Source organism: Flavobacterium sp. (genome assembly GCF_027483985.1).
Taxonomy (GTDB): Bacteria; Bacteroidota; Bacteroidia; order Flavobacteriales; family Flavobacteriaceae; genus Flavobacterium.
On the sequence record NZ_JAIXTJ010000007.1, the window covers coordinates 1 to 26,092 of the forward strand.

General features: G+C 32.6%; 22 protein-coding genes and 1 tRNA gene. 11 read left to right on the forward strand and 12 right to left on the reverse strand.

Translation table 11 applies throughout. The features are described 5' to 3' along the window. The 3 genes from asnS to Q0050_RS00610 all read left to right on the forward strand — a co-directional run. Nucleotides 1-1,245 (forward strand): asparagine--tRNA ligase (gene asnS, locus Q0050_RS00600; RefSeq protein ID WP_298391645.1); only part of this gene is annotated, 1,245 nt, incomplete at its 5' end. 82 nt (nt 1,246-1,327) lie between these two features. Beyond that, nucleotides 1,328-2,794: an RNA polymerase factor sigma-54 gene (gene rpoN, locus Q0050_RS00605; RefSeq protein ID WP_298391647.1), complete on the forward strand. Its 1,467-nt coding sequence runs from the start codon at nt 1,328-1,330 to the stop codon at nt 2,792-2,794. 196 nt (nt 2,795-2,990) lie between these two features. Further along, nucleotides 2,991-3,596: a hypothetical protein gene (locus tag Q0050_RS00610; protein ID WP_298391649.1), complete on the forward strand. Its 606-nt coding sequence runs from the start codon at nt 2,991-2,993 to the stop codon at nt 3,594-3,596. Here the strand turns inward: Q0050_RS00610 and Q0050_RS00615 are convergent. From Q0050_RS00615 to Q0050_RS00635, 5 genes are all read right to left on the reverse strand, one after another. Further along, entirely contained in the window at nt 3,591-4,295 is a 705-nt protein-coding gene (locus Q0050_RS00615) for a porin family protein (protein WP_298391651.1), read from the reverse strand. The genes Q0050_RS00610 and Q0050_RS00615 overlap by 6 nt on opposite strands. A 16-nt stretch (nt 4,296-4,311) precedes the next feature. After that, nucleotides 4,312-4,398, reverse strand: a tRNA-Ser gene (locus Q0050_RS00620). Nucleotides 4,399-4,443: 45 nt separating this feature from the next. After that, the gene (locus tag Q0050_RS00625; protein ID WP_298391653.1) at nt 4,444-5,469 is read right to left on the reverse strand and encodes an asparaginase; all 1,026 of its coding nucleotides are present in this window, start codon (nt 5,467-5,469) and stop codon (nt 4,444-4,446) included. Further along, nucleotides 5,459-6,595: a 1-acyl-sn-glycerol-3-phosphate acyltransferase gene (locus Q0050_RS00630; protein ID WP_298391655.1), complete on the reverse strand. Its 1,137-nt coding sequence runs from the start codon at nt 6,593-6,595 to the stop codon at nt 5,459-5,461. The genes Q0050_RS00625 and Q0050_RS00630 overlap by 11 nt, the downstream gene beginning before the upstream one ends. Before the next feature lie 196 nt (nt 6,596-6,791). Next, nucleotides 6,792-7,559 (reverse strand): TatD family hydrolase, encoded by a 768-nt coding sequence (locus tag Q0050_RS00635; RefSeq protein WP_298391657.1) that lies wholly within the window; start codon nt 7,557-7,559, stop codon nt 6,792-6,794. A 140-nt stretch (nt 7,560-7,699) separates the two neighbouring features. Here Q0050_RS00635 and Q0050_RS00640 point away from each other — a divergent pair, with 140 nt between their 5' ends. The 3 genes from Q0050_RS00640 (at nt 7,700) to Q0050_RS00650 (ending at nt 13,150) form a co-directional block, all read left to right on the forward strand. Next, on the forward strand, nt 7,700-8,137 hold the full coding sequence (locus Q0050_RS00640) for a retropepsin-like aspartic protease (RefSeq protein ID WP_298391659.1): 438 nt from the start codon (nt 7,700-7,702) through the stop codon (nt 8,135-8,137). A gap of 42 nt (nt 8,138-8,179) precedes the next feature. Then, nucleotides 8,180-10,768 (forward strand): T9SS type A sorting domain-containing protein, encoded by a 2,589-nt coding sequence (locus Q0050_RS00645; RefSeq protein WP_298391661.1) that lies wholly within the window; start codon nt 8,180-8,182, stop codon nt 10,766-10,768. Nucleotides 10,769-10,849: 81 nt separating this feature from the next. Further along, nucleotides 10,850-13,150, forward strand: coding sequence for a T9SS type A sorting domain-containing protein (locus Q0050_RS00650; RefSeq protein WP_298391663.1), 2,301 nt, complete (start codon nt 10,850-10,852; stop codon nt 13,148-13,150). 82 nt (nt 13,151-13,232) lie between these two features. On the opposite strand, the gene Q0050_RS00655 is transcribed toward Q0050_RS00650, so the two are convergent. The 4 genes from Q0050_RS00655 to Q0050_RS00670 all read right to left on the reverse strand — a co-directional run bounded on the left by Q0050_RS00655 (nt 13,233) and on the right by Q0050_RS00670 (nt 19,204). Then, entirely contained in the window at nt 13,233-14,450 is a 1,218-nt protein-coding gene (locus Q0050_RS00655; protein ID WP_298391665.1) for a TCR/Tet family MFS transporter, read from the reverse strand. A gap of 87 nt (nt 14,451-14,537) precedes the next feature. Beyond that, nucleotides 14,538-15,758 (reverse strand): 2-oxoglutarate dehydrogenase complex dihydrolipoyllysine-residue succinyltransferase, encoded by a 1,221-nt coding sequence (odhB, locus tag Q0050_RS00660; protein WP_298391666.1) that lies wholly within the window; start codon nt 15,756-15,758, stop codon nt 14,538-14,540. A 70-nt stretch (nt 15,759-15,828) separates the two neighbouring features. Beyond that, a complete protein-coding gene (locus Q0050_RS00665) occupies nt 15,829-16,419 on the reverse strand; it encodes a hypothetical protein (RefSeq protein ID WP_298391668.1) in 591 nt (196 codons plus the stop codon). A gap of 13 nt (nt 16,420-16,432) precedes the next feature. Continuing rightward, nucleotides 16,433-19,204, reverse strand: a complete 2,772-nt coding sequence (locus tag Q0050_RS00670; RefSeq protein ID WP_298391670.1) for a 2-oxoglutarate dehydrogenase E1 component — start codon at nt 19,202-19,204, stop codon at nt 16,433-16,435. 115 nt (nt 19,205-19,319) lie between these two features. Between Q0050_RS00670 and Q0050_RS00675 the strand changes: the two genes are divergently transcribed. Then, nucleotides 19,320-19,862 carry a hypothetical protein gene (locus Q0050_RS00675; protein WP_298391672.1) on the forward strand — a complete coding sequence of 181 codons (543 nt, stop codon included), beginning with the start codon at nt 19,320-19,322 and terminating at the stop codon, nt 19,860-19,862. A 144-nt stretch (nt 19,863-20,006) separates the two neighbouring features. On the opposite strand, the gene Q0050_RS00680 is transcribed toward Q0050_RS00675, so the two are convergent. From Q0050_RS00680 to Q0050_RS00690, 3 genes are all read right to left on the reverse strand, one after another. After that, nucleotides 20,007-20,501, reverse strand: a complete 495-nt coding sequence (locus tag Q0050_RS00680) for a hypothetical protein (protein WP_298391673.1) — start codon at nt 20,499-20,501, stop codon at nt 20,007-20,009. A 149-nt stretch (nt 20,502-20,650) separates the two neighbouring features. Continuing rightward, nucleotides 20,651-21,001, reverse strand: a complete 351-nt coding sequence (locus Q0050_RS00685; RefSeq protein WP_298391675.1) for a hypothetical protein — start codon at nt 20,999-21,001, stop codon at nt 20,651-20,653. Nucleotides 21,002-21,087: 86 nt separating this feature from the next. Continuing rightward, nucleotides 21,088-22,062, reverse strand: a complete 975-nt coding sequence (locus tag Q0050_RS00690) for a polyprenyl synthetase family protein (protein ID WP_298391677.1) — start codon at nt 22,060-22,062, stop codon at nt 21,088-21,090. 178 nt (nt 22,063-22,240) lie between these two features. Here Q0050_RS00690 and Q0050_RS00695 point away from each other — a divergent pair, with 178 nt between their 5' ends. The 4 genes from Q0050_RS00695 (at nt 22,241) to Q0050_RS00710 (ending at nt 26,085) form a co-directional block, all read left to right on the forward strand. After that, the gene (locus Q0050_RS00695) at nt 22,241-22,771 is read left to right on the forward strand and encodes a YceI family protein (protein WP_298391679.1); all 531 of its coding nucleotides are present in this window, start codon (nt 22,241-22,243) and stop codon (nt 22,769-22,771) included. A gap of 5 nt (nt 22,772-22,776) precedes the next feature. Further along, nucleotides 22,777-24,045 carry an NAD(P)/FAD-dependent oxidoreductase gene (locus tag Q0050_RS00700; protein ID WP_298391681.1) on the forward strand — a complete coding sequence of 423 codons (1,269 nt, stop codon included), beginning with the start codon at nt 22,777-22,779 and terminating at the stop codon, nt 24,043-24,045. 110 nt (nt 24,046-24,155) lie between these two features. Continuing rightward, nucleotides 24,156-24,752: a TetR/AcrR family transcriptional regulator gene (locus Q0050_RS00705; protein WP_298391683.1), complete on the forward strand. Its 597-nt coding sequence runs from the start codon at nt 24,156-24,158 to the stop codon at nt 24,750-24,752. A 10-nt stretch (nt 24,753-24,762) separates the two neighbouring features. Further along, nucleotides 24,763-26,085, forward strand: a complete 1,323-nt coding sequence (locus tag Q0050_RS00710) for a TolC family protein (protein ID WP_298391685.1) — start codon at nt 24,763-24,765, stop codon at nt 26,083-26,085. Nucleotides 26,086-26,092: the final 7 nt, after the last annotated feature.

Sequence of the window (26,092 nt, forward strand, 5' to 3'; positions counted from 1 at the left end):
ACTGGTGCTGCCGTTTCAGTAATTGGAGAATTAGTAGAAAGCAAAGGTGCAGGTCAGAAGTATGAAATTCAAGTTTCTAAATTAGAAATTTTAGGAGATTCAGATGCTGAGAAATTTCCGATGCAACCTAAGAAACACTCTTTAGAATTTCTTCGTGAAAACGCACACTTAAGAGTTAGAACCAATGCTTTTGGAGCAATTATGAGAGTTCGTTCAGTGCTTGCACACGCGGTTCATACTTATTTTCAAGAAAAAGGATTTGTGTATGTAAACACGCCAATCATCACTGGTTCAGATGCTGAAGGTGCTGGTGAAATGTTTAAAGTTACGGCTTTACCATTTGACAACACACCAAGAACAGAAGATGGAAAAGTAAACTACAAAGAAGATTTCTTCGGAAAAGAAACTAATCTTACGGTTTCAGGTCAGTTAGAAGGAGAAACTTTTGCCATGGCTTTGGGTCAAATTTATACTTTCGGACCAACTTTTAGAGCTGAAAATTCAAACACATCACGTCACTTAGCAGAATTTTGGATGATTGAACCAGAAGTAGCTTTCAATGACTTGAACGACAATATGGATTTGGCAGAAGATTTTATCCAATACGTAATTAAATATACGATGGAGAAATGCCAAGACGATTTGAAGTTTTTAGAAGGTCGTTTATTAGAAGAAGAAAAATCAAAACCACAAGCGGAACGCAGCGAAATGGCTTTGTTAGAAAAATTAAACTTCGTTTTAGAAAACAATTTCAAACGAGTTTCTTACACCGAAGCTATTGATATTTTAAGAGATTCAACTCCAAATAAAAAGAAAAAATTCAATTACATCATCAACGAATGGGGTGCTGATTTACAGAGTGAACACGAAAGATATTTGGTTGAAAAACACTTCAAATGTCCTGTAATTTTGTTTGATTATCCAGCGAATATCAAAGCGTTTTATATGCGTTTGAATGAAGATGGAAAAACGGTTCGTGCGATGGATATTTTATTTCCTGGCATTGGAGAAATCGTTGGTGGTTCTCAAAGAGAAGAACGCTATGATGTTTTAGTTGAAAAAATGAAAGCATTAGGAATCGACGAAGAAGAACTTTGGTGGTATTTAGATACTAGAAGATTCGGTTCGGCAGTGCACTCAGGTTTCGGATTAGGATTTGAAAGATTGGTATTGTTTGTAACAGGAATGTCAAATATTAGAGACGTAATTCCTTTTCCAAGAACGCCACAAAACGCAGAGTTTTAAAAAAATGTTTATTGTTAATTGTTTATAGTTGGTTGTTTTTAAGCAACTATAAACAATAAACCACAAACCACAAACAATAAAAATGTTAAAGCAAAACTTACAATTCAAATTATCTCAAAAATTATCTCCTCAACAAATTCAGTTGATGAAGTTGATTCAATTGCCTACGCTGGCTTTTGAGCAACGTTTATTAGAGGAAATGAATGAGAATCCTGCCTTGGAAACAGGTAAAGATGAGGAAGAAGTTTATGAAAAAGATGAATTCGACAACAATGATGAGTATGATGATTATGAAGGTAGTGATAACATCGAAGCCGAAGACATCAATATTGACGAATATTTAAGCAACGACGAAACACCAGATTATAAAACACAAACTAGCAATTATAGCGATGATGATGAAGATCGAGAATCGCCGCTAGAACAAAATGTTAGTTTCCATCAAGATTTAATCAATCAGTTAAATACGTTTATCCTGACTGACGAGCAGCGAGATATTGCCGAATTTCTTGTTGGAAGTATTGATGATGACGGTTATTTGCGTCGTGAGGTTCTTGATATTGTCGATGATTTAGCTTTCACTCAAGGTATTTATACTGATGAGAAGACAGTTGAAAAAATGTTGCATATTGTTCACGAATTAGAACCAGCAGGTGTTGGAGCACGTGACTTGCAAGAATGTTTATTATTACAATTAAAGCACAAAACGCCTACAGAATATGTTGCTTTAGCTATTGATGTAATCGAAAATCAATTTGATGCTTTTACGAAAAAACATTATGATAAATTATTACAGAAATACGGAATCTCTCAAGATCATTTAAAGAAAACCATCCACGAGATTGAAAAGTTAAATCCAAAGCCAGGAGGTTCTTTTACCGGAAATAATAAAGTTACTGAAAATATTGTTCCCGATTTTGCTATCAGAATCAACGACGGTGAACTAGAATTAACGCTCAACGGACGAAATGCACCATCACTGCACGTTTCTAAAGATTACCAAGAAATGATGCAAACCTATAAAGATTCGAGAGACAAATCGAATTCTCAAAAAGATGCTGTGCAATTTATTAAGCAAAAACTAGATTCAGCAAAATGGTTTATTGATGCAATAAAACAACGTCAAGAAACGCTATTTGTCACGATGAATGCTATCATGCATTTTCAACAAGAATATTTCCTTGACGGCGAAGAAACTTCAATGAAACCAATGATCCTGAAAGATATTGCTGATATGGTTGGTTTAGATATTTCAACAGTTTCTCGTGTTGCTAATAGCAAATATGTAGACACGCCTTATGGCACAAAACTGATTAAAGAGTTCTTCTCTGAGGCAATGAAAAATGATCAAGGTGAAGACGTATCAACTTTAGAAATTAAAAAAATTCTTCAAAATACTATCGAAGAGGAAGATAAAAGCAAGCCATTACCAGACGACCAACTAGCAGAAATTTTGAAAGAAAAAGGATATCCAATTGCACGACGAACTATTGCAAAATATCGCGAGCAACTTGATATTCCAGTAGCTAGAATGAGAAAAAAGATATAATTTAAACTGGTTTCAGATTCTCAAAATTAGAAGCGAACCTGACTATCGGCAGACAGGTCGTTTGGACTTTCTTGGTTACTATGTTTCTGCTTTACGTTGCAATCCTTTATTTTTGATGCAATCAAGGCTAGTTTGGTTTTGTCTTTTATAAAATTAGAATTTCAAAACGACTATATTTGTATAAAAATAATTCATTTTGAAAAAAATACTTCCTTTTTTTTCTTATCTATTTCATCCAATCTTCATACCGATATTGGGTGGTGTCTTTTACATACTTTTTGGAAATAATTACTATTTAAAAGAACAATATTATTTACTGCTGATTCAAATTGTTATCATTACTTTTTTTCTTCCGCTATCTTTTTTTTACTTACTAAGAACTTTTGGAAAAGTAGATACCATAATGCTGTCGGATGTTTCGCAAAGAAAAATTCCATTGCTGATGCAAATGGCTTTGACAATGATTTTAATTCAAAAAAGTGTAACAATTGATCGTTTCCCAGAATTGTATTTTTTCTTTTTGGGTGGCATTGTAAGCACCTTTATTGTCTTTGCCTTGTTGTTTATTAAAATCAAAGCAAGTATTCATATGTTGGCTATAAGTGCCTTGAGTTTTTTTGTAATAGGTTTGTGTAGGCACAATGAACTAAATTGTATTTACACTGTGGCAACCTTGTTCTTGATAACAGGATTTGTAGCTTCATCAAGACTTGCAATGAAAGCCCACACACCGTCAGAATTAATAATTGGATATCTTGCAGGAATGATTCCTCAACTGCTTTTATGGATTCTTTGGCTATAAAATATAAAATTGAAGTCCGAGATTGAACGTTGACAATTTTATATTTTCACCATTAATTTTAGCCGATTTGTAAATTGGACTCAAACCATAATAGGCATAGAAGTTCCAAGTGTTCCAACCTGCAGCCATATAACAACCGTATTGAAACTTATTTAAATCAGCATTAGATTTATAAATTTTAGTCTGCACATCATTAACAAATTTATAGCGATCACTAATTAAATAACTCAATTTGAAACCGGTATAAATTCTCCAAAATCGGTGAGATTCAGGTGTTGAAGAACGCCATCTGAATTCGATAGGCAAATCTAAATAATGTAATGACGTTTTATTTTTATCGAAAAACACATCAGAAGTTAGTAATTCATAGCTGTTTTGGTTACCAACTCCATTGACATCTATCTTATTTTGATATAAATTATCATTATAAATATTCAAGGAATAGCCTAATCCGGTAGCGAACGCAATTGTTCTACTTTTGTTAACAGGCATATCTCGTAAAAAACCGATGCAAAATCCTGAAGAAAATTTGCTTTGATTAATACCTTCTAAATTTTGAAGCGTATTGTAAGTGAAATTCAAATAAAATTGATCTTCTCTATATAAAGAATCAACAAGGATTTTTTTTTCCACAACCTCTTCTTGTGCAAGTACACTTAATGATAAAAATAAGGTTAGTATGGAAAGATAAAAACGCATCTTAAAAAGAATTTTGCAGAGAGGATGGGATTCGAACCCACGATACAGTTACCCATATACAAACTTTCCAGGCTTGCTCCTTCAACCACTCGGACACCTCTCTAAAATTGTTCTGCAAAGAAACAATAAAATTCAGCAATAAAAAATTTTAATTCATTTCACCACGCAAAGATGTTTCAAAAATAGTTTTAAAAACATTAGAAGCTACATTTTGACCTAACAGATACATTAACTTTGTAATGGCAGCTTCGGTTGTAATGTCTTTTCCAGAAATTAATCCTATTTTTTTTAATTGCGTGCTGGTTTCGTATTGACCCATACTCACACTTCCGCCAGAACATTGGGTTACATTGATTATGTATAAACCATTTTTTATAGCTTTTTTCAAAATTTGAATGAACCAATCTTCCGTTGGAGCATTGCCTGAACCATAAGTTTCTAATATAATTCCTTTTAAATTTGGAATCGAAACTAATGCCGAAAAAACCGATTCACTTATTCCTGGAAATAACTTTATTACCGCTACATTATCATTTAACTCTTTATGTACAATAAGTTTTTTGCTATTTCTAGACAACAAATACGGATTATTTACGATCAAATGCACTCCTGATTCGGCCAAAGCCGGATAGTTTGGCGACGTAAAAGCGTTAAAATGTTCAGCATTTATTTTTGTAGTTCGATTACCACGATATAACTTGTATTCAAAATACAAACAAACTTCTTGAACTACAGGTTTAGATTTGTGTTGCAAAGAAGCGATTTGAATGGCTGTAATTAAATTCTCTTTAGCATCAGTCCTCAAATCTCCAATTGGAAGTTGTGAACCTGTAAAAACAACTGGCTTAGAAATATTTTCTAGCATAAAACTCAACGCCGACGCCGAATAAGACATTGTATCGGAACCGTGTAGCACTACAAATCCATCAAAGTGAACATAATTATCTTCAATAACTGTAGCAATTTGAACCCATTTGTCGGGATTCATATTAGAAGAATCAATAGGTTTATCAAATGAAAAAGTTTCAATTTGACAATCTAACTGTTTTAACTCGGGAATTTTATCTAATAATTGATTAAAATCAAATGCTTTTAACGCACCAGTTTCAAAATCTTTCATCATACCAATCGTTCCGCCGGTATAAATTAGAAGTATTTTTACTTTAGATTGCATTTTCGTATTTAGCTTTATTTACCACTGGATTGGCATACATATTTAAAAAACTTTCTACCATAAAATCATTGGTAGCATCTATTTTCATCTCTAAACGTCTTTCAAATAATGATTTCTCATCTTCGGTATACTTGTCAGCATATTGATTGGTTTTATTCAATAAATCATAAGCAATATAATTAGTTGGCCACAATTTATAGGATTGCAAGATAGAATCATCAATCGTTTGGGCTAATGCTTGTACTTGTTTGTTCACATTGTCATTCTCAGCAGCAATCAAATCTAATTCTTGGTCTAAAACTTCACCCACGTGAATGTGAATTCTTTTTTTCTGACCCATAATTCCGCTGAGCAAATTCACGAAATCTTCATTTTTATCTTTAATATAAACCTCATCATTGGCTTCGGCCAAAAGTTGTGGCATTTTTAAAGCATCTGTCGGATCATATTCATAAGATATTGAAACAGGAACAATTTTTAATTTCTTAAAATAATCCATCAAATGCTTCTCATCAGAACCCATTCCTAACATTTTTAAAACACCGGAATGCGTCGCGTCGTTACCATCTTTAGTTCTTCCTTCGCGCTGTGCAATCCAAACCGAACGATTTTCTCGCAACAACAAATGTCCGATATACTCTGACATTAATTTAGAACTTTGCAATAATTCTCTTGGAGACAAACCTCTCTGAACAAGAAAATTACGGTTCAATTTGGCCAGCGTATTCATAAAATCTCTTTTCACTAAATTGTCGCCAATTGCCGATGCGGTCATCACTAATTTGTGTTCAAATAGACATACATTTAATAATGACGTATCTAAAATGATATCTCTATGATTTGAGATAAACATATATGAAGTATTCTTTTCTAATTTTTCAAAACCAGATGTGGTCAATCCGTCGGAAGAAGTTTCAAGAACTTTCTGAATGGCTTGATAGATAAAATTGCATTGAAAATCTCTAATCGAATGGGTGCGTTTCAATTGTTCTTTCCACACTGATTCGTCAACATTTGGAAAGGTAAATTCCATAATTGCTTTCATCATAGGGTGGTTTAACGAGGCTTTGATAGCGTCATTAACTTCAGTTTCATAAAACGGACGAATAGCGTCAAATTTCTGCATTTTAGTATTCTTTTTAAGGAAAACAAAATAACAAAAAAATTATGACTTTTTGATTATATAATGGTTAAATGGATTAAAGTAGACGCGAATTTCACGAATTATCAAAAATTTATAATTCTAGTAAAAATATACGAATTTAGAAAGCTTACTATTTAGCTTTACTCTCTTATTAATTGATAGTATTTGTATTAAAAAATTAAATCCCAAAAATATCCTTCGAATTTTGAGTAGTAATTCGTGCTATTTCCTCGATTGGAAGTTTATAAATATCAGCCAATTTTTGTGCTACCAAAACCGTGTAACTACTTTCGTTGCGCTTTCCTCTATACGGATTTGGAGCTAAATAAGGAGCATCGGTTTCAAGAACAATATGTTTTAAATCGATTTTGTCTAAAAACTGATCAATCTTTCCGTTTTTAAAAGTTGACACACCTCCTATTCCGAGTTTTAAACCTAACGAAATTGCTTTTTCAGCTTGGACAAAATCGCCAGTAAAACAATGAAAAATTCCAAATAAATCAGATGCTTTTTCGCTTTCTAGAACTTCAAATGTTTCTTCAAAAGCGTCTCGACAATGAATATTAATACCGATTTTATTTTTCTTAGCCAATTGAATTTGATGCTGAAATGCGTGTTGTTGTTGCTTTAAAAAAGTTTTATCCCAAAACAAATCAACTCCAATTTCACCAACGGCGTAGAATGTTCTTACTGCGAACTCTGCTTCTACTTTGGCTAATTCTTCTAGGTAATTTTCTTTAACATAACAAGGATGCAATCCCATCATTAAAAAAATATTATCGGGAAATAAAGCCTCTAAATCATACATTTTTTGGGTATAAGTCGAGTCAATTGCAGGAATAAAAAAACGAGATACACCTGCATCAATAGCACGTTGGATCATTTCTGTACGGTCATCTTGAAATTGAGAAGAATATAAATGAGTGTGCGTATCGGTAAAAATCATCTTTACTTGGTTGTATGTCTATTATTTTGGATTGCAAAAATAAGGAATCTTATCTTTAAACGAGGCATCAAAAGTTAAGAATAAAAGCAGTGTACTAGTTTTGTTTCACTATTTTTGTTTAATCGATTAACTGTACAACAATGAAAAACTTTCAAGAAATACTTAAAAAAGAAAACTACAAAAAGATAAATTTTAAGGTTTCCAAAACCCAGCATTTATTGATCAAAGCAAGTATTAATGGCGTTAAAGGCAATTTTATACTTGATACTGGTGCTAGCAATAGTTGTGTTGGATTTGAAAGTATTGAACTGTTTCAACTAAAAGCTAAAAAATCTAAAACAAGAGCTGCTGGTGCTGGAGCGACAGGAATGTTTACTCAAGTTGCAAAAAATAACGTTCTTCAACTTGGTAGATGGAAAGAACTTGATTTCAACTTAGTGATTTTTGATTTATCGCACGTAAATGCTGCGTTACAACAATATAAAGCCAAACCAGTTCACGGCATAATTGGTGCTGATATTTTATTAGAAGGAAAAGGTATTATAGATTATTATAATCATTGTTTGTATTTGAAGTAAAATAATTACAAAATAGTATTACATTTGATTAAACTTTTGATTATGAGAAAACTAATACTATTTTGTTTTTTATTGACCTCTTTTTTTTCGAGTTCACAAACAATTGATGCTGTAGCTGACACCAATTTTGTTCCTATAAGCGCGACTACGGGCGGAACAACAATATCGGTATTAAACAATGATTTGATGAATAATAGTCCTATTATTTTATCATTGATTACTGTTAATGCTGTTCAAGTTCCAGCTGGTTTCACCTTGAATACTGATGGAACAATAACAGTAGCAGCAAATCTTCCTATTGGCACTTATACGGTTTCTTACGAAATTTGTATTAATAATACTTCGCCATCTATTTGTGATTCTGCCTCAGTTACAATTAACATTTTATCTTCTGTTTTTTCTTTACAAAATGATTTTTTTAGTAACATTGATGGATTATATGGTCAAACCACAACCGTTTCAATTCTAAATAATGACACTTACAATGGTTTGCCAATAGATGTAAATAATTTCACAATAGTTCCTTTGCCGAATATAAATAGTATTATCGGTTTAACTTTTAATCCAGATGGTACTTTGATAATTGCGCCAAATACTCCACAAGGCACATATTATGCTAACTACAAACTATACGAAAATGCTAATCCTTCTAATTTTGCAATTGCATCTATAACAATTCAAGTTCCTTATGTTAGTTTAGACATTCTTCCTGATGGACCATATTATGTTAATGGTACTACAGGTGGTTCTACTCCAAGTGCATTTTTGAATGATACAATTAATGGAGGTCAGCTTTTAGGTAATCAAGTTAACACTTCAATAATTTATATTCTTCCAATTCCGGCTATCCAATTTACTATTAATTCAAATGGAATTGTAACGGTTCCGCCCAATACTCCTGCAGGAATTTATTACGTTCAATACAAAACTTGCTTAACCTATGATGGCGTTTGTGATCAAGATGGTATTACCATAAATGTAATAAATTCAAATATCTACGCGGCACAAGATACTATAACTTTTTTGAGCACTGCTTCAAATACAACTACAACAACTTCCGTTTTTACAAATGATTTCATAGATAATACTGTTCCAAACGGTTCAAATGTGAGTTTAACAGCCATAAATTTACCAATTGGATTTAATTTAAATGCTAATGGAACAATCAGTGTTGCTTCTGGAACTCCTCAAGGAAATTATACTTTTTCCTATCAAATATGTGAAATTTCAAATCCAAACAATTGTTCTACTTCAACAGTAAACTTTGAATTAGCTTACAGTATTGTGGCGAATTCTGATAGTTTTACGTTTCAATATTCCACATCAAATTCTAACACAACACCGTCAGTATTGTCTAATGATTTTATTAATGGTTTTCCAGTTACTAGCAATATTATTCTGTCTTTAATTAATAGTCCATCGGGTTTGACGTTTGAAAATGACGGTACTATAACTGTTGCTGCAGGCACATTAACTGGAATTTATACTATTAATTATCAGATTTGTGAAATATTAAATCCAAATAGCTGCTCTGTTGGAATTGCTACTGTCATAATTACGCCAAATATTCTACCTAATCCTGATGCGATTTCTTATTATAATACTCCTAATGGTGGAAATTCAATGTCGGTTTTAGAAAACGACACTATTAATACGTTTACTGCTAACGAGTTTAATGTACTAGTTTCTTCATCAAATTTACCTTCGGGATTTACTTTAAATAATGACGGAACAATAACGGTTGCTTTGGGAACAGCTCCAGGAAATTATTCCTTTACTTATCAAATTTGTGATAGTTCTAATCCTAACAATTGCTCTAGCAGTACTGCAAATTTTGTATTAAGTTCCAATATTCAAGCCAACCCAGATGCAATAACCTTGACAACTCCACCGAATGGAAACCCAACATCGGCTTCGGTTTTAACAAACGATAAATTGAATGGATTTTTTATCACAAATCCGAATTTAGTTTTTCTTACCGCTGTTTCTTTTCCATCAGGAATAGTTTTAAACTCCAACGGAACATTAACAATTCCGAGTTCATATACCACAGGAAATTACATTTTAAACTACCAATTGTGTCAGGCGCAATATTCAAGCAATTGCGTACAAGGAAGTGTTTCTTTAGTTATTGTTTCACCATTTGCTCCAACTGGTCCGTTGACTCAAAACGTTCCGCAATCGGGAACTCTTGCTGGTTTACAGGTCACCGGTCAAAATATTCAATGGTATAGTACCGCAACCAACAAATCTAGTAATGTTGCATTGGCTTCTGCCATTCCATCTTCAACACCAGTAGTTGTTGGAACGACTTATTATGCGACACAAACAGTAAACGGCATTGAAAGCACCACAAGACTACCAGTAACTATATCAGCATTGTCTAACAACAATTATGCTTTTGAAAAATTGATTTATTATCCAAATCCGGTGAAAAATAGTTTAACCATTACCAATTTATCTACGATAGATAAAGTGGAAATAACTTCTATTTTAGGACAAAGAATACTAACTAAAAAAACAAATGATTTCGAAACCGAACTCAATTTAAGTGAACTTTCAAATGGTGTTTACTTTGTAAAAGTGAATAGTGAAGGTCAAGAAAAAATTATTAAAATTTTAAAAGAGTAAAAAAATCCTATCGCATTTAACAATAACGTTAGATATGACACAACATTAAATCCAACTTAATAAACACTTAATTATTTGATTATGAGAAAATTTTACACTTTAGTACTTATATTTTTATGTTGTTTTACCACTTTCGGACAAATTGTTGCCAATGATGATTTTTATCAATTGCCATTACCATTTACACCTGTAGTTACTTCTAATGACACTTTAAATGGTGTATCAACAACAATGTCAACTGTAAATATAACACCAATTACAATTGGCCAACTAAGTATTGATTCAAATGGTATTTTAACCGTTGCACCAAATACACTTCCTGGAACCTACACAATAACTTATTCAATTTGTGAAGTTGCAAATCCAAATAATTGTGATACTGCTACAGTAACTGTGTTTATTCCATCAAGTATAATAAATGCCGTTGATGATTCATTTGTTCTTGATCCTTTAGGAGGAATTACTCCAAGTGTTTTAAACAATGACACAAGTAATGGAGTACCAGTAATGGTAAGTGTTGGTGTTCCAAATAGTGTTGTAGCAACTGCCATAAGTGTTCCTGCTTGGTTGACATTTAATCCTGATGGAACTATTACTGTTTTTCCGAATACACCCAGTGGAACCTATCCAGTAGTTTACCAAATCTGTGAAGCATTAAATCCAATAAATTGTGATACTGCTGTGGCGACTATTACTATTACAAATCCGCTAGATATAGATATGGTAGGCACTTATAATGATTTCAATAATGATGGCTTTGTAAATGTTGGTGATGTAATTAATTATCAAATTACGCTAACAAATAATGGAACTACTACAATAACAAATCTTACAGCTTGTCAATTTTCAATGAATGTAAATGGAGGAACGCTTGCAAGTTTAAATGCAGGTGCTTCAAATAGTACTTTTTTTACAGGAGTTCATGTTATTACACAAGCAGAAATAAATGCAGGAACTGTATTTGGAGTAATATGTTTTTGTGGTGATTCTGGAGTTCAAAATTGTTTAGACGGAATCAATACAACTTTAAATCAATCTAATGGTATAAAACTTCAAGCATTTATAGATAGCAATTCTAACGGAATTAAAGATGCCTCGGAAGTTTTCTTTAATGGAGGAAATTTCAATTATTCAATAAATGGTGGTGCAACAACTAATTTATATTCAAATACAGGAATAAATTATTTGTATGAAAGTAATTCAACTACAAGCTATAATTTAAGTTACACAACACCTCATTCTGGCTATGTCTGTACAACAACATATACCAATATCACTGTGCCAAATGGTTCTGGAATAACTACTTATAATTTTCCAATTACGATTGTACCTTACACAGATGTACTAGTTAATTTAAATCCAAATGGAGCGCCACCAAGACCAGGATTTACTTATAATAATTTAATCTATATTAAAAATAATGGAGTTCAAACGATAACTTCAGGCACATTAACGTTTACTAAAAACAATGTGGTGAGTATAGTTTCAATTCCCGCAGGTTCAATTGCCAATCCTAATGGTTTTACTTTAAATTATAGCAATTTATTACCAAACGAAACACGTTCTTATGTTGTTACTATGCAAGTTCCTACAATTCCTACAGTTGCTTTGGGACAACAATTGACTAATACTGCATTTGTAACAATTCCTGCTAATGACGTAGCGCCTTCAAATAACACCGCAAGTATTACACAAACTATTGTAGGTTCTTATGATCCAAACGATAAGCAAGAAACTCACGGTGGTAAAATTCTACATTCAACATTTACTTCAAATGATTATTTAACGTACACTATTAGATTTGAAAATACAGGAACTGCAGAGGCAATAAATATTAGAGTAAACGATATTTTAGATAGTAAACTAAATCCAAACACCATTAAAATGATTGCTGCATCGCATCCGTATGTTTTGCAACGTACCGGAACAGAATTAAACTGGAAATTCGACGGCATTAATTTACTGCCATCAGTTCCAAATACGCAGATTGGTCAAGGTTATATCACGTTTCAAATAAAACCTACTGCTGGTTATGCTATTGGTGACATCATTCCAAATTTTGCCAGTATTTATTTCGATTTTAATCCAGCTATTGTGACTGATGTTTGTACCACTGAATTTGTTGCGAGTTTATCAAACCTAAATTTTGCTTTCATTGATTTAAATTATTATCCAAATCCGGTGAAAAATAGTTTATCAATTTCTAACGCTTCATTAATAGAAGAAATCGAAATTACAACACTAATTGGACAAAAAATTATTACTCAAAAAATTAATAAATTACAAACAGAACTCAATTTGAGTAACCTTTCAAATGGAATTTACTTTGTAAAAGTTATTAGTGAAGGTCAAGAAAAAATCCTCAAAATTATTAAAGAATAAAGTTATCAAATATCAGATTTTTAAATTCCAAATTCCAAAGGTAACAATGGAATTTGGAATTTTTTTATACTATCTATTCTAACTACTTATTATTACTTTTAAATGAAAAATACGCAATAATAGTACTCAAAAACATCAAAATTCCACCTAGCACAAATGGTGCGCCAGCAAACTGAAAAGGTGCTTCTTTATGAGTAAAATAATAAAAAACAGTGCTCATCATTGGTGGACCAACAATGGCCGATGCGCTCATCAAACTTGATAGTGTTCCTTGAATTTCTCCTTGTTCGTTAGCAGGAACTTGGCTAGAAATAACGGCTTGCATTGCAGGACCAGCAATTCCTCCAAGACAATACGGAATTAAAAACACAAACATCATCCAACTTTGTGTAGCCGTTGCAAAAAGGAACATTCCAACAGTATACAAGGCCATTCCAACATAAATACTTTTTTCGTTTCCTAATTTTGGATTGACAACTCGAATTAAACCACCTTGAACAATTCCAACTAAAAGTCCGATAGCGCCAAGTGAAATTCCAACCATTTTCTCATCCCAATTGAATTTGTAGATTGTGAAATAACTCCAATTACTGTGAACTGCGTGCGAAGCGGTGTAAAGCAAGAATATGGAAACCACAAGACCAATTAACTTTGGGTATTTCTTTAAATTTAAAAACGCTCCAATTGGGTTGGCTCTTTTTAAACTAAATGCTCTGCGGTTTTCTTTTGATAAAGATTCAGGTAAAATAAAATATCCATAAAGGAAGTTTAACAAACATAATACTGCTGCGGCATAAAATGGTACTCGTGAACCAAATTGACCCAAAAGTCCGCCAATAACCGGACCAATTATGAATCCTAAACCAAAAGCTGCACCAATCATTCCGAAGTTTTTAGCTCTATTTTCTGGTGTACTTACATCGGCAATATAAGCTGATGCGGTTGTAATACTTGCGCCTGAAATTCCGGCAATTATTCTTCCAACAAACAGCCAAGTAATTGTTGGTGCAAATGCAAGAAGTAAATAATCTAACGAAAATGCAAAAAGTGAAATTAATATTATAGGTCGTCTTCCGTATTTATCACTTAAATTTCCAACTAATGGTGCAAAAATAAATTGTGTTATCGCATAAGCAAAGGTTAACCATCCGCCAATTTTTGCAGCTTCACTTACATCGCCATGTATCAATTCTTGAATTAATTTAGGAATCACCGGAATAATGATTCCCCAACCGGTAATATCAATTAGCATGGTTATAAAAATAAAACCTATCGCTGCCGATTTTTTGTTTGATGCCATAAAGTTGTCCTTAGTAATTACAAATAAACGAAAAAATCCCAAACTCCTTGATTGGAATTTGGGATTTGTATTTTGAAATTTTAATTTTTATAATTCCAATGCTTTTTTAGCATTTCCACCCATTAAATGTTCAGTTGGATTTTCTAATGCTTCTTTTACAGCCACAAGGAATCCAACCGACTCACGTCCGTCAATGATTCGGTGATCATAAGATAAAGCAACATACATCACTGGAGCGATAACTATTTGTCCGTTTTTCACGATAGCTCTATCTACTACATTGTGCATTCCTAAAATTCCTGATTGTGGAGGATTGATAATTGGCGTTGACAACATACTTCCAAAAACACCACCATTAGAAATAGTAAATGTTCCGCCTGTCATTTCGTCAACTGTAATTTGTCCGTCACGCGCACGAATTGCTAAACGTTTGATTTCTGCTTCAACTCCTCTAAATGATAATGTTTCAGCATTTCTCATTACAGGAACCATTAAACCTTTTGGACCAGAAACTGCTACTGAAATATCACAAAAATCATAAGAAATTTTCTCTTGACCATCAATCATTGAGTTCACATCTGGGAATAATTGTAATGCTCTTGTCACTGCTTTAGTAAAGAACGACATGAATCCTAAACCTAAACCATGTTTCTCTTTAAATGCATCTTTATATTCGGCTCTTAAAGCATAAATTGCAGTCATATCAACTTCATTGAACGTAGTTAACATAGCTGTTTCATTCTTAGCAGAAACCAATCTTTCAGCTACTTTACGACGCAACATTGATAATTTTGTTCTCTCGCTACCACGACTTCCTCCTGTTGGAGTTCCCATTGATGGTACCGCATTTACAGCATCATCTTTAGTAATTCTTCCGCCTTTTCCAGTTCCAACGATTTCAGTTGGCTGGATATTTTTCTCTTCTAATATTTTTTTAGCCGCTGGTGATGGCGTTTGTGCTGCGTAAGTTTTTTCAGCAACTGGAGCCGCTTTTACCTCAGCTTTTGGAGCTTCTACTACTGGTTTTGCTTCTTCTTTTGCTGGCGCTGGCGCATCACCTGATGGTTTAGCTGCACTTGTATCAATCAAACAAACAACAGCACCAACAGCAACAGCATCACCTTCTTCTGCTTTTAGAGTAATAATTCCGCTTGCTTCTGCAGGTAATTCAAGAGTTGCTTTGTCTGAATCTACTTCAGCAATTGCTTGGTCTTTTTCTACATAATCGCCATCTTTTACTAACCATGTAGCAATTTCAACTTCTTTTATCGACTCGCCTGGAGAAGGCACTTTCATTTCTAAAATCATCTTTTTATAATTTTATATGTGTTTGTTATCAATTATCTTTTGTCAAAAAAACTTGACTTATTTAAAACATTTATTCTTTTTTGGTAAAATCTTTTTCAACAAAATAATCTTTGTCAAAAAACATTCCGTCTGTTAAAATCCCAATTCTCTCTGACTCTTCGCTTTTGAGTTTTTTGAATTTTTCCATTCCTTTTGCAATAAGGTCTTTAATTTCTTCCGCCTCTTTATTTATGTCTTCTTGTGAAGGTAAATAACGAGTTCCATTTTCTAAAGATTTAAAAATTCTCTTTTTGTATCGGTCGTAATTGGATAATTCTTTATTGAAAATCACCAAATTTACTCCAGCTTTTATTGCACCCATTTGAGGTCTTGAGTCTATAATATAAACTCTTCCGGCTTCTAATTCGGCTTCAACAAAATCAAAATTTTCAGCTTTTGACCAAAAAATGTGTTTGCCTGGCTCACATTCATAAACCATATATTTGCCATGGTTAAATTTACCTAAATATTTATCTCCATCAAAATATTTAAAATTAATTAAAAATCCAGCGGCATCATATCTTGTAAAATAAACCAATGCTTTTCCTTCTTTTGGAACATCAATTTCTTGAGCAAAAGCAATATTTGCAAGAAACAAAAATAAAACTACTAACTGTTTCATACTATTTTAATAATTATCTAAATAGATTTTTATCAAATACCATTCTGATTGCGTCAGCGTGGCGTCTTCTATCTCTTGTATGACTTCCTGCTGCTGGAGCGGCATAAGCTTTAAGTGATGCTAATCTCCATTTCACTAGATCAAAATTCATCAGCATGTAGCCATAAGCTCCCATATTTTTAGGCTCTTCTTGTGCCCAAACATAGTCGTCAGCATTTGGATAACTTGCAATGATAGCTTTCAACTGTTCCACTGGCAATGGAAATAGTTGCTCGATACGAACCAACGCTACATCAGTTCTACCGTTAACATCTCTTTCGGCAAGAATGTCATAGTAGAATTTTCCGGTAACGAAAACCACTGTTTTTACTTTATTTTTATCTACCGATGTATCATCAATTGTTTCTTGAAAATGTCCGTTGTATAGTTCTTCTTGTGTTGAAACACACAATGGGTGACGCAACAAACTTTTTGGAGAAAAATGAATCAATGGCTTTCGGAATTTTGTTTTCATTTGTCTTCTCAACAAGTGATAGAAATTGGCTGGCGTTGTACAGTCAGCTACATACATATTGTGGCGTGCACAAAGTTGCAAATAACGTTCCATTCTCGCAGACGAGTGCTCAGCGCCTTGTCCTTCATATCCGTGAGGTAACAAAAGAACGATTCCGTTTTGGTTATTCCATTTATCTTCACCACAAGAAATGTATTGATCAATCATAATTTGTGCACCATTAGAGAAATCTCCAAACTGTGCTTCCCAAATGGTTAATGCATTAGGATTAGCTAAAGCATATCCGTAATCAAAACCTAAAACCCCATATTCAGATAGGAATGAATTAAACACGTTAAACTTTCCTTTTTTATCTTTAAGTGAATTTAAAAGAATCACTTCTTCTTCACTATCTTCTACTTTTACAACAGCATGACGGTGCGAAAAAGTTCCTCTTTCAACGTCTTGTCCTGAAATTCTAACATCATAACCTTCTGTAAGTAACGAACCATAAGCAAGCGATTCGGCTGTTCCCCAATCGATTACATTATTGTCGTACATATTTTTTCTATCAGTGACAATTTTAGAAATTTTATTGATGAATTTCTTGTCTGCCGGAAGTGTTGAAATTTCACTTGCAATTTGATCTAATTTCTTTTGATCGAATTTAGTGTCAAATTGTTGCAACATAACATCGTCAGATACTTGCTCAAAACCATCCCATTCGTCTTGCAAAAATGGTTTGATAATTGTTAAATCTTTTTTGCGTGAAGCTTGAAGATTTTCATCCAATTTATCTTTGTATTCGTTTTCAATTTTAGTGATATATGCAGCATCAATTATACCTTTGGTAATTAATTTTTCTGCATAAATATCTCTTGGATTTCGGTGTTTTGCAATAATTTTATACAAAACTGGTTGCGTAAAACGTGGTTCATCACCTTCGTTGTGTCCGTATTTTCTATATCCTAACAAATCAATGAAAACGTCACGACCAAATTCCATTCTGAAATCTAATGCAAATAACATTGCATGCACTACTGCTTCGGTATCATCTGAATTAACATGCAGTACTGGAGAAAGCGTCACTTTTGCAACGTCTGTACAATAAGTAGATGAACGAGCATCTTGGTAATTAGTAGTAAATCCGACTTGATTGTTAATTACAATATGAATCGTTCCACCCGTTTTATATCCGTCTAATTGCGCCATTTGCACAATTTCATAAACAATACCTTGTCCAGCAACTGCTGCATCACCATGTACTGCAATTGGCAATACTTTAGAGAAATCGTCTGGCGTATATTTATCTTGTTTAGCACGAGCAATTCCTTCAATTACAGCGCCAACAGTTTCAAGGTGCGAAGGATTTGGTGCTAAATTGATGTTGATTTTCTTTCCTGATTTGGTTTTTCTTTCAGATGTTAAACCTAAATGGTATTTAACATCGCCATCAAAATATTCTTTATCGTAGTCTTTTCCGTCAAATTCAGAGAAGATATCTTGAGTTGCTTTTCCGAAAATATTTGCTAAAATATTTAATCTTCCACGGTGAGCCATTCCCATAACAAAATGTTCCACACCTTTCTCTGCTGCTGATTCAATCAAAGCGTCAAGTGCCGGAATAATACTTTCACCACCTTCAAGAGAAAAACGTTTTTGACCTACATATTTGGTGTGAAGGAAATTTTCAAAAGAAACCGCTTCGTTCAGTTTTCCTAAAATGTGTTTCTTTTGTTCGTTATCAAAATTTGGTAAGTTATCGTTGATGTTGATTCTATTTTGAATCCACTGAATAACTTCTGGTTTTCTCATGTACATGTACTCGATACCAATATGCTGGCAGTACACATTTTTAAGATGCGTAATAATTTCTTTAAGCGTTTTTGGCTGATGACCTAATACTTTAGCAGCATCAAAAACGGTATTTAAATCAGCATCTGAAAGTCCGAAGTTAACTAAATCCAAATTTGGTTCATAAGTTCTTCGTTCTCTTACCGGATTGGTTTCTGTAAAAAGATGTCCGCGAGTTCTGTAACCATCAATTAATTTAAGAACATTAAATTCTTTCTGAAGTTTTTCTGAAGCTTGACCATTATCAATTGAAGTTGCAGCATAATTGGCTACATATTCACCAGCATTTTCTTCGTTGAAAGTGGCCATTCCAAAGTCAAAACCTTGAAAGAAAGCTCTCCAACTTGGTTCAACACTATCAGGATTAACAAGATATTGATCGTATAATTGAGCGAAAAATTCGGTATGAGCTGCGTTTAAAAAGGAAAATCTATCCATGATGTAAGATAAAATGATCGTTGTGTTAAAAAAATTTATGCAAAAGTAAAATATTTATAACAATCTTTCAATGTTTTTAGTACTTTTATATCGCTAATTAACTATATACAGAAGTATGAAAAAGAATACTTTACAGATTTTAACAAAAAGATTAACATTTCTGTTTTTTATTGCTATAAGTTTTACCATTTCGGCGCAAGAAAACCCAGAAATGACGCCAAAAAGTGAGTTTTGGAAAAAAGTACAATTTGGTGGCGGATTAGGACTCGGATTTGGCTCAGGTTATACTAACATTTCTGTTTCACCTACTGCGATTTACAACATCAATTCCTACGTTGCTCTTGGAACCGGAGTGCAGTATAGTTTCTTGAAGCAAAAAGGATTTTTCTCTTCAAATATTTATGGCGCAAGTTTTATAGCGCTTTTCAACCCAATTGAAGAAATACAGTTATCAACAGAAGTAGAACAATTAAGAGTAAACAGAACCTTTGAAGGACTTTTTTCTGGAAGTGAAAATTTTTGGAATACGGGACTTTTTGTTGGAGCTGGCTATCGAATGGATAATGTAACCATTGGAGCGCGATATAATTTGTTTTTCAAAACCGATAACGGAGTTTACGGAGATGCCTTTATGCCTTTTGTGAGAGTGTTTTTTTAATACTTACTCCCTAAACCACGCCTTCATCTATTCGCGTTTTAAAATCAAAAACAACACTTGTTCTTAAGATAAAATAAAAAAAGCCTCAACTAATGCGATGCAAGTTGGGGCTTTTTCAAATTATATACATTTTTCTAATAATAACTATCCTCCAGTTGTCGTTCTAACGCAATCACCAGCTTGTCCTTGAGTTCTTGGATCAACACAAGGTGTACAATAGCTTCCGTTTGGAATACAACCTCCACCAGAAGCGCAAGCCGTTGAAGTACAAACTGTTTGAGCTGTTTTTAAAACACCTTCGTCTGTAACTATTAACTCTACTGTCGAAACATAATTATCATTACTATAAACTCTCAAATATTTCGTATTATTCTCTTCAATAATTTTATAGTCGTAAGGTTTCAAATTCAATTTGGTATCTTTAAGCGTTACTTCTGCTAATTCTAAAATTTGCTTTTTAGAAACCATAACATCCATTTTTTCACCATTTACAATACCAATTTCAGCACCTACAAATGCCTCCATTTTTTTTAATTCAACATTATTTGAATTTTGACCATCTTCTTTGTTACAAGAAATAAAGGATACTAATAAAAGTGTAAACACACCAAGCACGAATGCAATTTTTTTTGTTTTCATATTATAAAAATTTGATTATTAATATTTTATAAAAATATAAATATAAATATAAATATAAATATAAATATACAAATTTTTTATAATTTATTTTTAAAGACCGATAACGGAGTTTACGGCGATGCCTTTATGCCTTTTGTGAGAGTGTTTTTTTAATATTTACTCCTAAACCAAACCTTCATCCATTCGCGTTTTAAAATTAAAAACGAAACTTGTTCAGATAATTCCAAAATATCAGAACCATCTAGTTTTTTTACTTGGTCTTCAGGAACATCAACTATATAGAGCAAACTCAAATACTCAGCAAACTTATACTGAATTAATCGATAAATTTTTTCGTGAAGTTGAACTTTTAGTTCGTTTGGTTTGGTACTTTTGGGCAAATCAATTGGTTCATTGGCAAAATTGAAATCCTTATTCAATTGCTCAATAAGTTTTTCATACAAATGCTCTTTTTCTGCTTCAGAAAGCAAGTGATCGGTTGATATTGGTGCTACAAACATATTAAAATCCAATAGTAAAATTCCAAATTCTAAACATTAACAAAGAATCCCATTGGAAATTGGGATTGACATAATTGGAAGTTCTATTAAACATTTCTGTTCATTAGATTTTCTCCAAATGCTTTTAGAATCATCTTCTTATCATTTGAAATATTCATTTGTTCCAACGTTTCAAATGCCTTGAAGGTGTAATCTTGAATTGCTTTTTGTGTAGCTGCAGAAGCATTAGTTTGATTAAAAATTGTTTTAACCGATTCTATCTTATCTGAATTATCATCTGGTTGAATAGAAAATAAATGAGATAGTTGTTCTTTTTCTTCCTCGTTTGAAAACTCCATTGCTTTTAAGTACAAATAGGTTTTTTTATTCTCAATAATATCACCACCAACTTGTTTGCCGAAAGTTTCAGGATTTCCGAAAGCATCTAAATAATCATCTTGCAATTGAAATGCGATTCCTAAATTCAATCCAAAATCATAAATTAAATTAGCATTCTCATCAGAAGTTTCTGCTACAATCGCACCCATTTTCATCGCCGCTCCAACCAAAACGGCTGTTTTATATTCTATCATTTTTAAATATTCGGCAATGGTAACATCGTCTCTCGTTTCAAAGTCAACGTCATATTGTTGTCCTTCGCAAACTTCAAGCGCGGTTTTGCTGAATAATTTTGCTAATTCTCTAAATATCTTTGGCTTATAATCTTCAAAATGCTGATAAGCTAAAATCAACATAGCATCACCTGATAGAATTCCGGTATTAATATCCCATTTTTCGTGTACGGTTTCATTTCCTCGTCGCAAAGGTGCATCATCCATAATATCATCATGAACCAATGAGAAATTGTGAAAAACCTCTATAGCTGTTGCTGCGGCCAATGCTTTTTTGCAATCAACATCAAAAACTTCAGTAGCCATTAAGGTTAAAATCGGACGCATTCTTTTTCCGCCCAAATGAAGAATATACTCTATGGGTTCATAAAGATTTTTTGGCTCTTTGTTTAAATGTAAAGCAGTAAAATAATCTGAAATAAGCTCTTGGTAGTGAGAAAGTGAATGCATCTTTTTGAAGTTGTGCGTTGAAAATTATGAATATACAAAAGTAAGTCAAAAAACTTAAATCAAGAAACTTGTAACTTTTTGATATGTTAAATTTATGTAAAAACTAAGGAAACTATTTTAGTATTAAAATTTTCCTAAGTACATTTGCCCCATAATTCAACCTAAATTTTATTTAAAAATGATTTCAACTAAATGGAATTTGAATACCCATCAATCTGATTTTATGATTAGAGCTAAAAACTCAATCATTGCCTACTTAGATAGTTCCTTCAACAAATTGTCAAGCACCATTGACATTGATAACAATCAGCTTATTAATGCTAATATTGAATTTGTTTTAGATGTTAACAAAAAGGAAGGGAAATTAGAACATATTGATAGTAATCTAAATCTTAAAGATTTCATCGATTCAAATCAATATCCATTTGTAACATTCAAATCAATTTCATTTGAAAAAATAAACAACGACATCAATTTTGTTAAAGGAAATTTAACCATAAACAACATTACTAAAGTTGTTGAATTGGATACAAAAATTGCTTCATTAGAATCTAACAACGATTCCTCAAAAGTAATTTTAGAAATTATAGGAGAAATAAACCGTAGTGATTTTGGATTGTATTCTAATTCTAATCAACAACTTAATGGATTGTTAATAGGTTCTAACATTAACATCACGGCAAACTTAGAGTTTGAAACTAACAACTAAAAAAAATGAAAAAAAAATTAATAATAATCGGTGGTGGATTTGCAGGTTTAAACATTGCCAAAACGCTTTCTAATGTTGATAATTTTGAAATTACACTTGTTGACAAAGTAAATTATAATTTTTTTCCACCACTCTTATATCAAGTTGCCACTGGATTTTTAGAATCCTCATCGATAAGTTATCCGTTTAGAAAAATGTTTTCTAACTCTAAAAACATACATTTTTGGCTAGGAGAATTAATCAATATTAATACAACTGAAAACAAAGTAACGCTTTCTAATGGTGAATTAGACTATGATTATTTAGTAATAGCAACAGGCACCACCACCAATTATTTTGGGATGGAAAATGTTAAACGTCACGCTATCGGAATGAAAACACTTGAAGAAGCGTTAAACATGAGAAACGTACTGCTACAACGAATTGAAGCAGCAGCCATTTCTAAAAACAGTGAAGAACAAGAGCAATTAATGACTATTGTAGTTGCTGGTGGCGGACCAACTGGTGTGGAATTGTCTGGTATGTTTGCCGAAATGAGCAAAGATATTATTCGAAAAGAATATCCTGAATTAGAGCATTTAACTACCAGCAAAATCTACTTGGTTGACGGAAGCAATACACTTCTCGGACCAATGAGTATACAATCACAACAATACACTTTAGAAGCTATAAAAGAACTAGGTGTTGTGGTAAAACTAAACACTCAAGTTGTTGATTTTGATGGAGAAACTATCACCTTTAAAGATCAATCAACTATTAAATGCAAAAACTTAATTTGGGCTGCTGGAGTAACTGCGATGCGATTTAATGGTTTACCAGAAGAAAGTTACGGCAGAGCCAATAGATTAATTGTAGACGAATTCAATAAAATTAAAGGCACAAATAACATCTATGCTGTTGGCGACACTGCTTATATGGATAGTGATAAAAATTTTCCAAATGGACATCCGCAAGTAGCACAAGTAGCGATGCAGCAAGGCAAAAATCTGGCTAAAAATCTTTTGAATATCACATCAAATAGAACCCAAAAAGAATTCAACTATTTCGATAAAGGCTCAATGGCTATAATTGGACGAAGCAAAGCAGTTGTAGATTTACCAAAACCAAAATTCCATTTTAAAGGAACCTTGGCTTGGTTGGCTTGGCTTTTTGTGCACTTAATGTCGTTATCAACACCAAGAAACAAAGTCAACACCTTTTACCATTGGGCAATAGCCTACTTTACCAAAAATTCATCACTAAGAATGATCATTAGACCCAACAACAAAATCTAATGTTAAATTTATGTGAATACTATGGAAACTATTTTTGTATCAAAAGTTTCCGTGTTAAATTTGCTTCCGAAAATAATTCACAAAAATGAATTTGTTTTTAAAAATAAAAAATGAAAGATAAAATAATAAAAAAAGCTACAGATATGTTCTTAAAACTAGGTTTTAAGAGTGTAACTATGGATGATATTGCTTGCGAGATGTGCATTTCAAAAAAAACGATTTATAAATATTTCAGTAATAAAGAAAAATTAATCGAAGAAGGAACTGAAGTAATCCACCAAAAAATTCATTCGTTAATGGATGAAGTGGTTTCAAAAGATTTTAATGCCATTGAGGAAAATTTTGAAATGAGACAAATGTTCAAAGAAATGTTTAAATCATTTGATCACTCACCGGCTTATCAGTTAAAAAAACATTATCCAGAAATTTATGAGAAAATGATGGAAAATGAGATTCAAGATTGTCATAAAATGTTCTCACAAAACATTATAAAAGGAATCCAACAAAAACTTTACCGACAAGATACTGATGTTGAGGCAGCAACAAAATTTTATTACACCTTAATTTTCTCAATAAACGAAACCACACTTTTAGAAAGTGACGCTTATACATTAGAAGGTAAAGCACTTGAATACCACACGCGTGCCATTGCAACTGAAAAAGGAATTATCGAACTTGAAAAACAATTATCAATATATAAACTGTAAACATCAATCAATGAAAAACAAAATCATACTAACCTTATTTCTTTTTGCTTCCGTTTTGCAAGCGCAAGAACAAAAAGAAAGCTATTCGTTCACTTTAAAACAGGCGATCGAACACGCTATTCAAAATAACTACTCTGCAATAAATGCTGATAGAGATATTGAACTCGCCAAACAAAAAAAATGGGAAACAACAACCATAGGTTTACCGCAAGTAAATGGACTTGTAGGATATCAAAACAATTTTAAACTGCAAACCAACGTAGTTGATTTTGGTGGAGTTCCAACTGCAATCACTTTTGGAACCAAGCACAATGTTAATGCCGCAGCAACTTTGAGCCAGTTAATTTTTGATGGTTCGTATATAGTAGGTTTACAATCGGCTAAAACTTATTTGAAAATTTCTGAAAATGCTAAAGTTAAAACAGCTCAAGAAATTAAAGAAATAGTAATCAACTCCTATGGAAATGTGCTTTTAGCAGACGAAAGCATTCTTATCCTTCAAAAAAATAAAGGAATTTTAGAAAAAACACTTTCTGATACCAAAGAAATTTTCAAAAATGGATTGATTGAAGAAGAAAATGTAGAACAATTACAAATTACGCTAGCTACCATCAACAGCTCATTAGAAAATGTAAAACGTCAAAAAAATATTGCTAATGATATGTTGAAACTTGTTCTGGGAATTAATTTAGAAAATGGGTTAAATCTAACCGATAAATTAGATGTTTTAACACAAAACAATCTTGATTTAGCATTGCTAAAAGAAGAATTTAATGTCACTAACAACATTGACTATCAAATCGGTCAAAACCTTTTAACAAGTAAAGAATTATTGCTAAAACTTGAAAAAAGTAAAGCATTACCATCGTTGAGCGCCGCAGTAAATTTTGGTTACAACTCTTTTGGAAATGAATTTAACTTTTTTAGTCAAGATCAAAAATATTATAACTTCTCTAATCTTGGAGTGAATTTAAACATTCCTATTTTCAGCAGTTTCGCTCGAAGTTCAAGAACGCAACAAGCAAAAATTGCATTAGCACAATCTAAAACCGAACTAACTCAAACAGAACAACAACTGAAATTGCAATTTGAAAAAGCTAAAAGCGATTACGAATTCAGTATTGAGCAACTCGGAACTTCAAAAAGCAATTTGAACTTAGCAGAACGAATTGAAAATAAAAATCAAATCAAATTTAAAGAAGGCCTTTCATCTAGTTTTGATTTGACCGAAGCCCAAAGACAGTTGTATACTTCACAACAAACCTACTTGCAAGCTATGCTTGATGTGATTAATAAAAGAGCGACTTTAGAAAAATTATTTAATAAAAACTAACCAAATA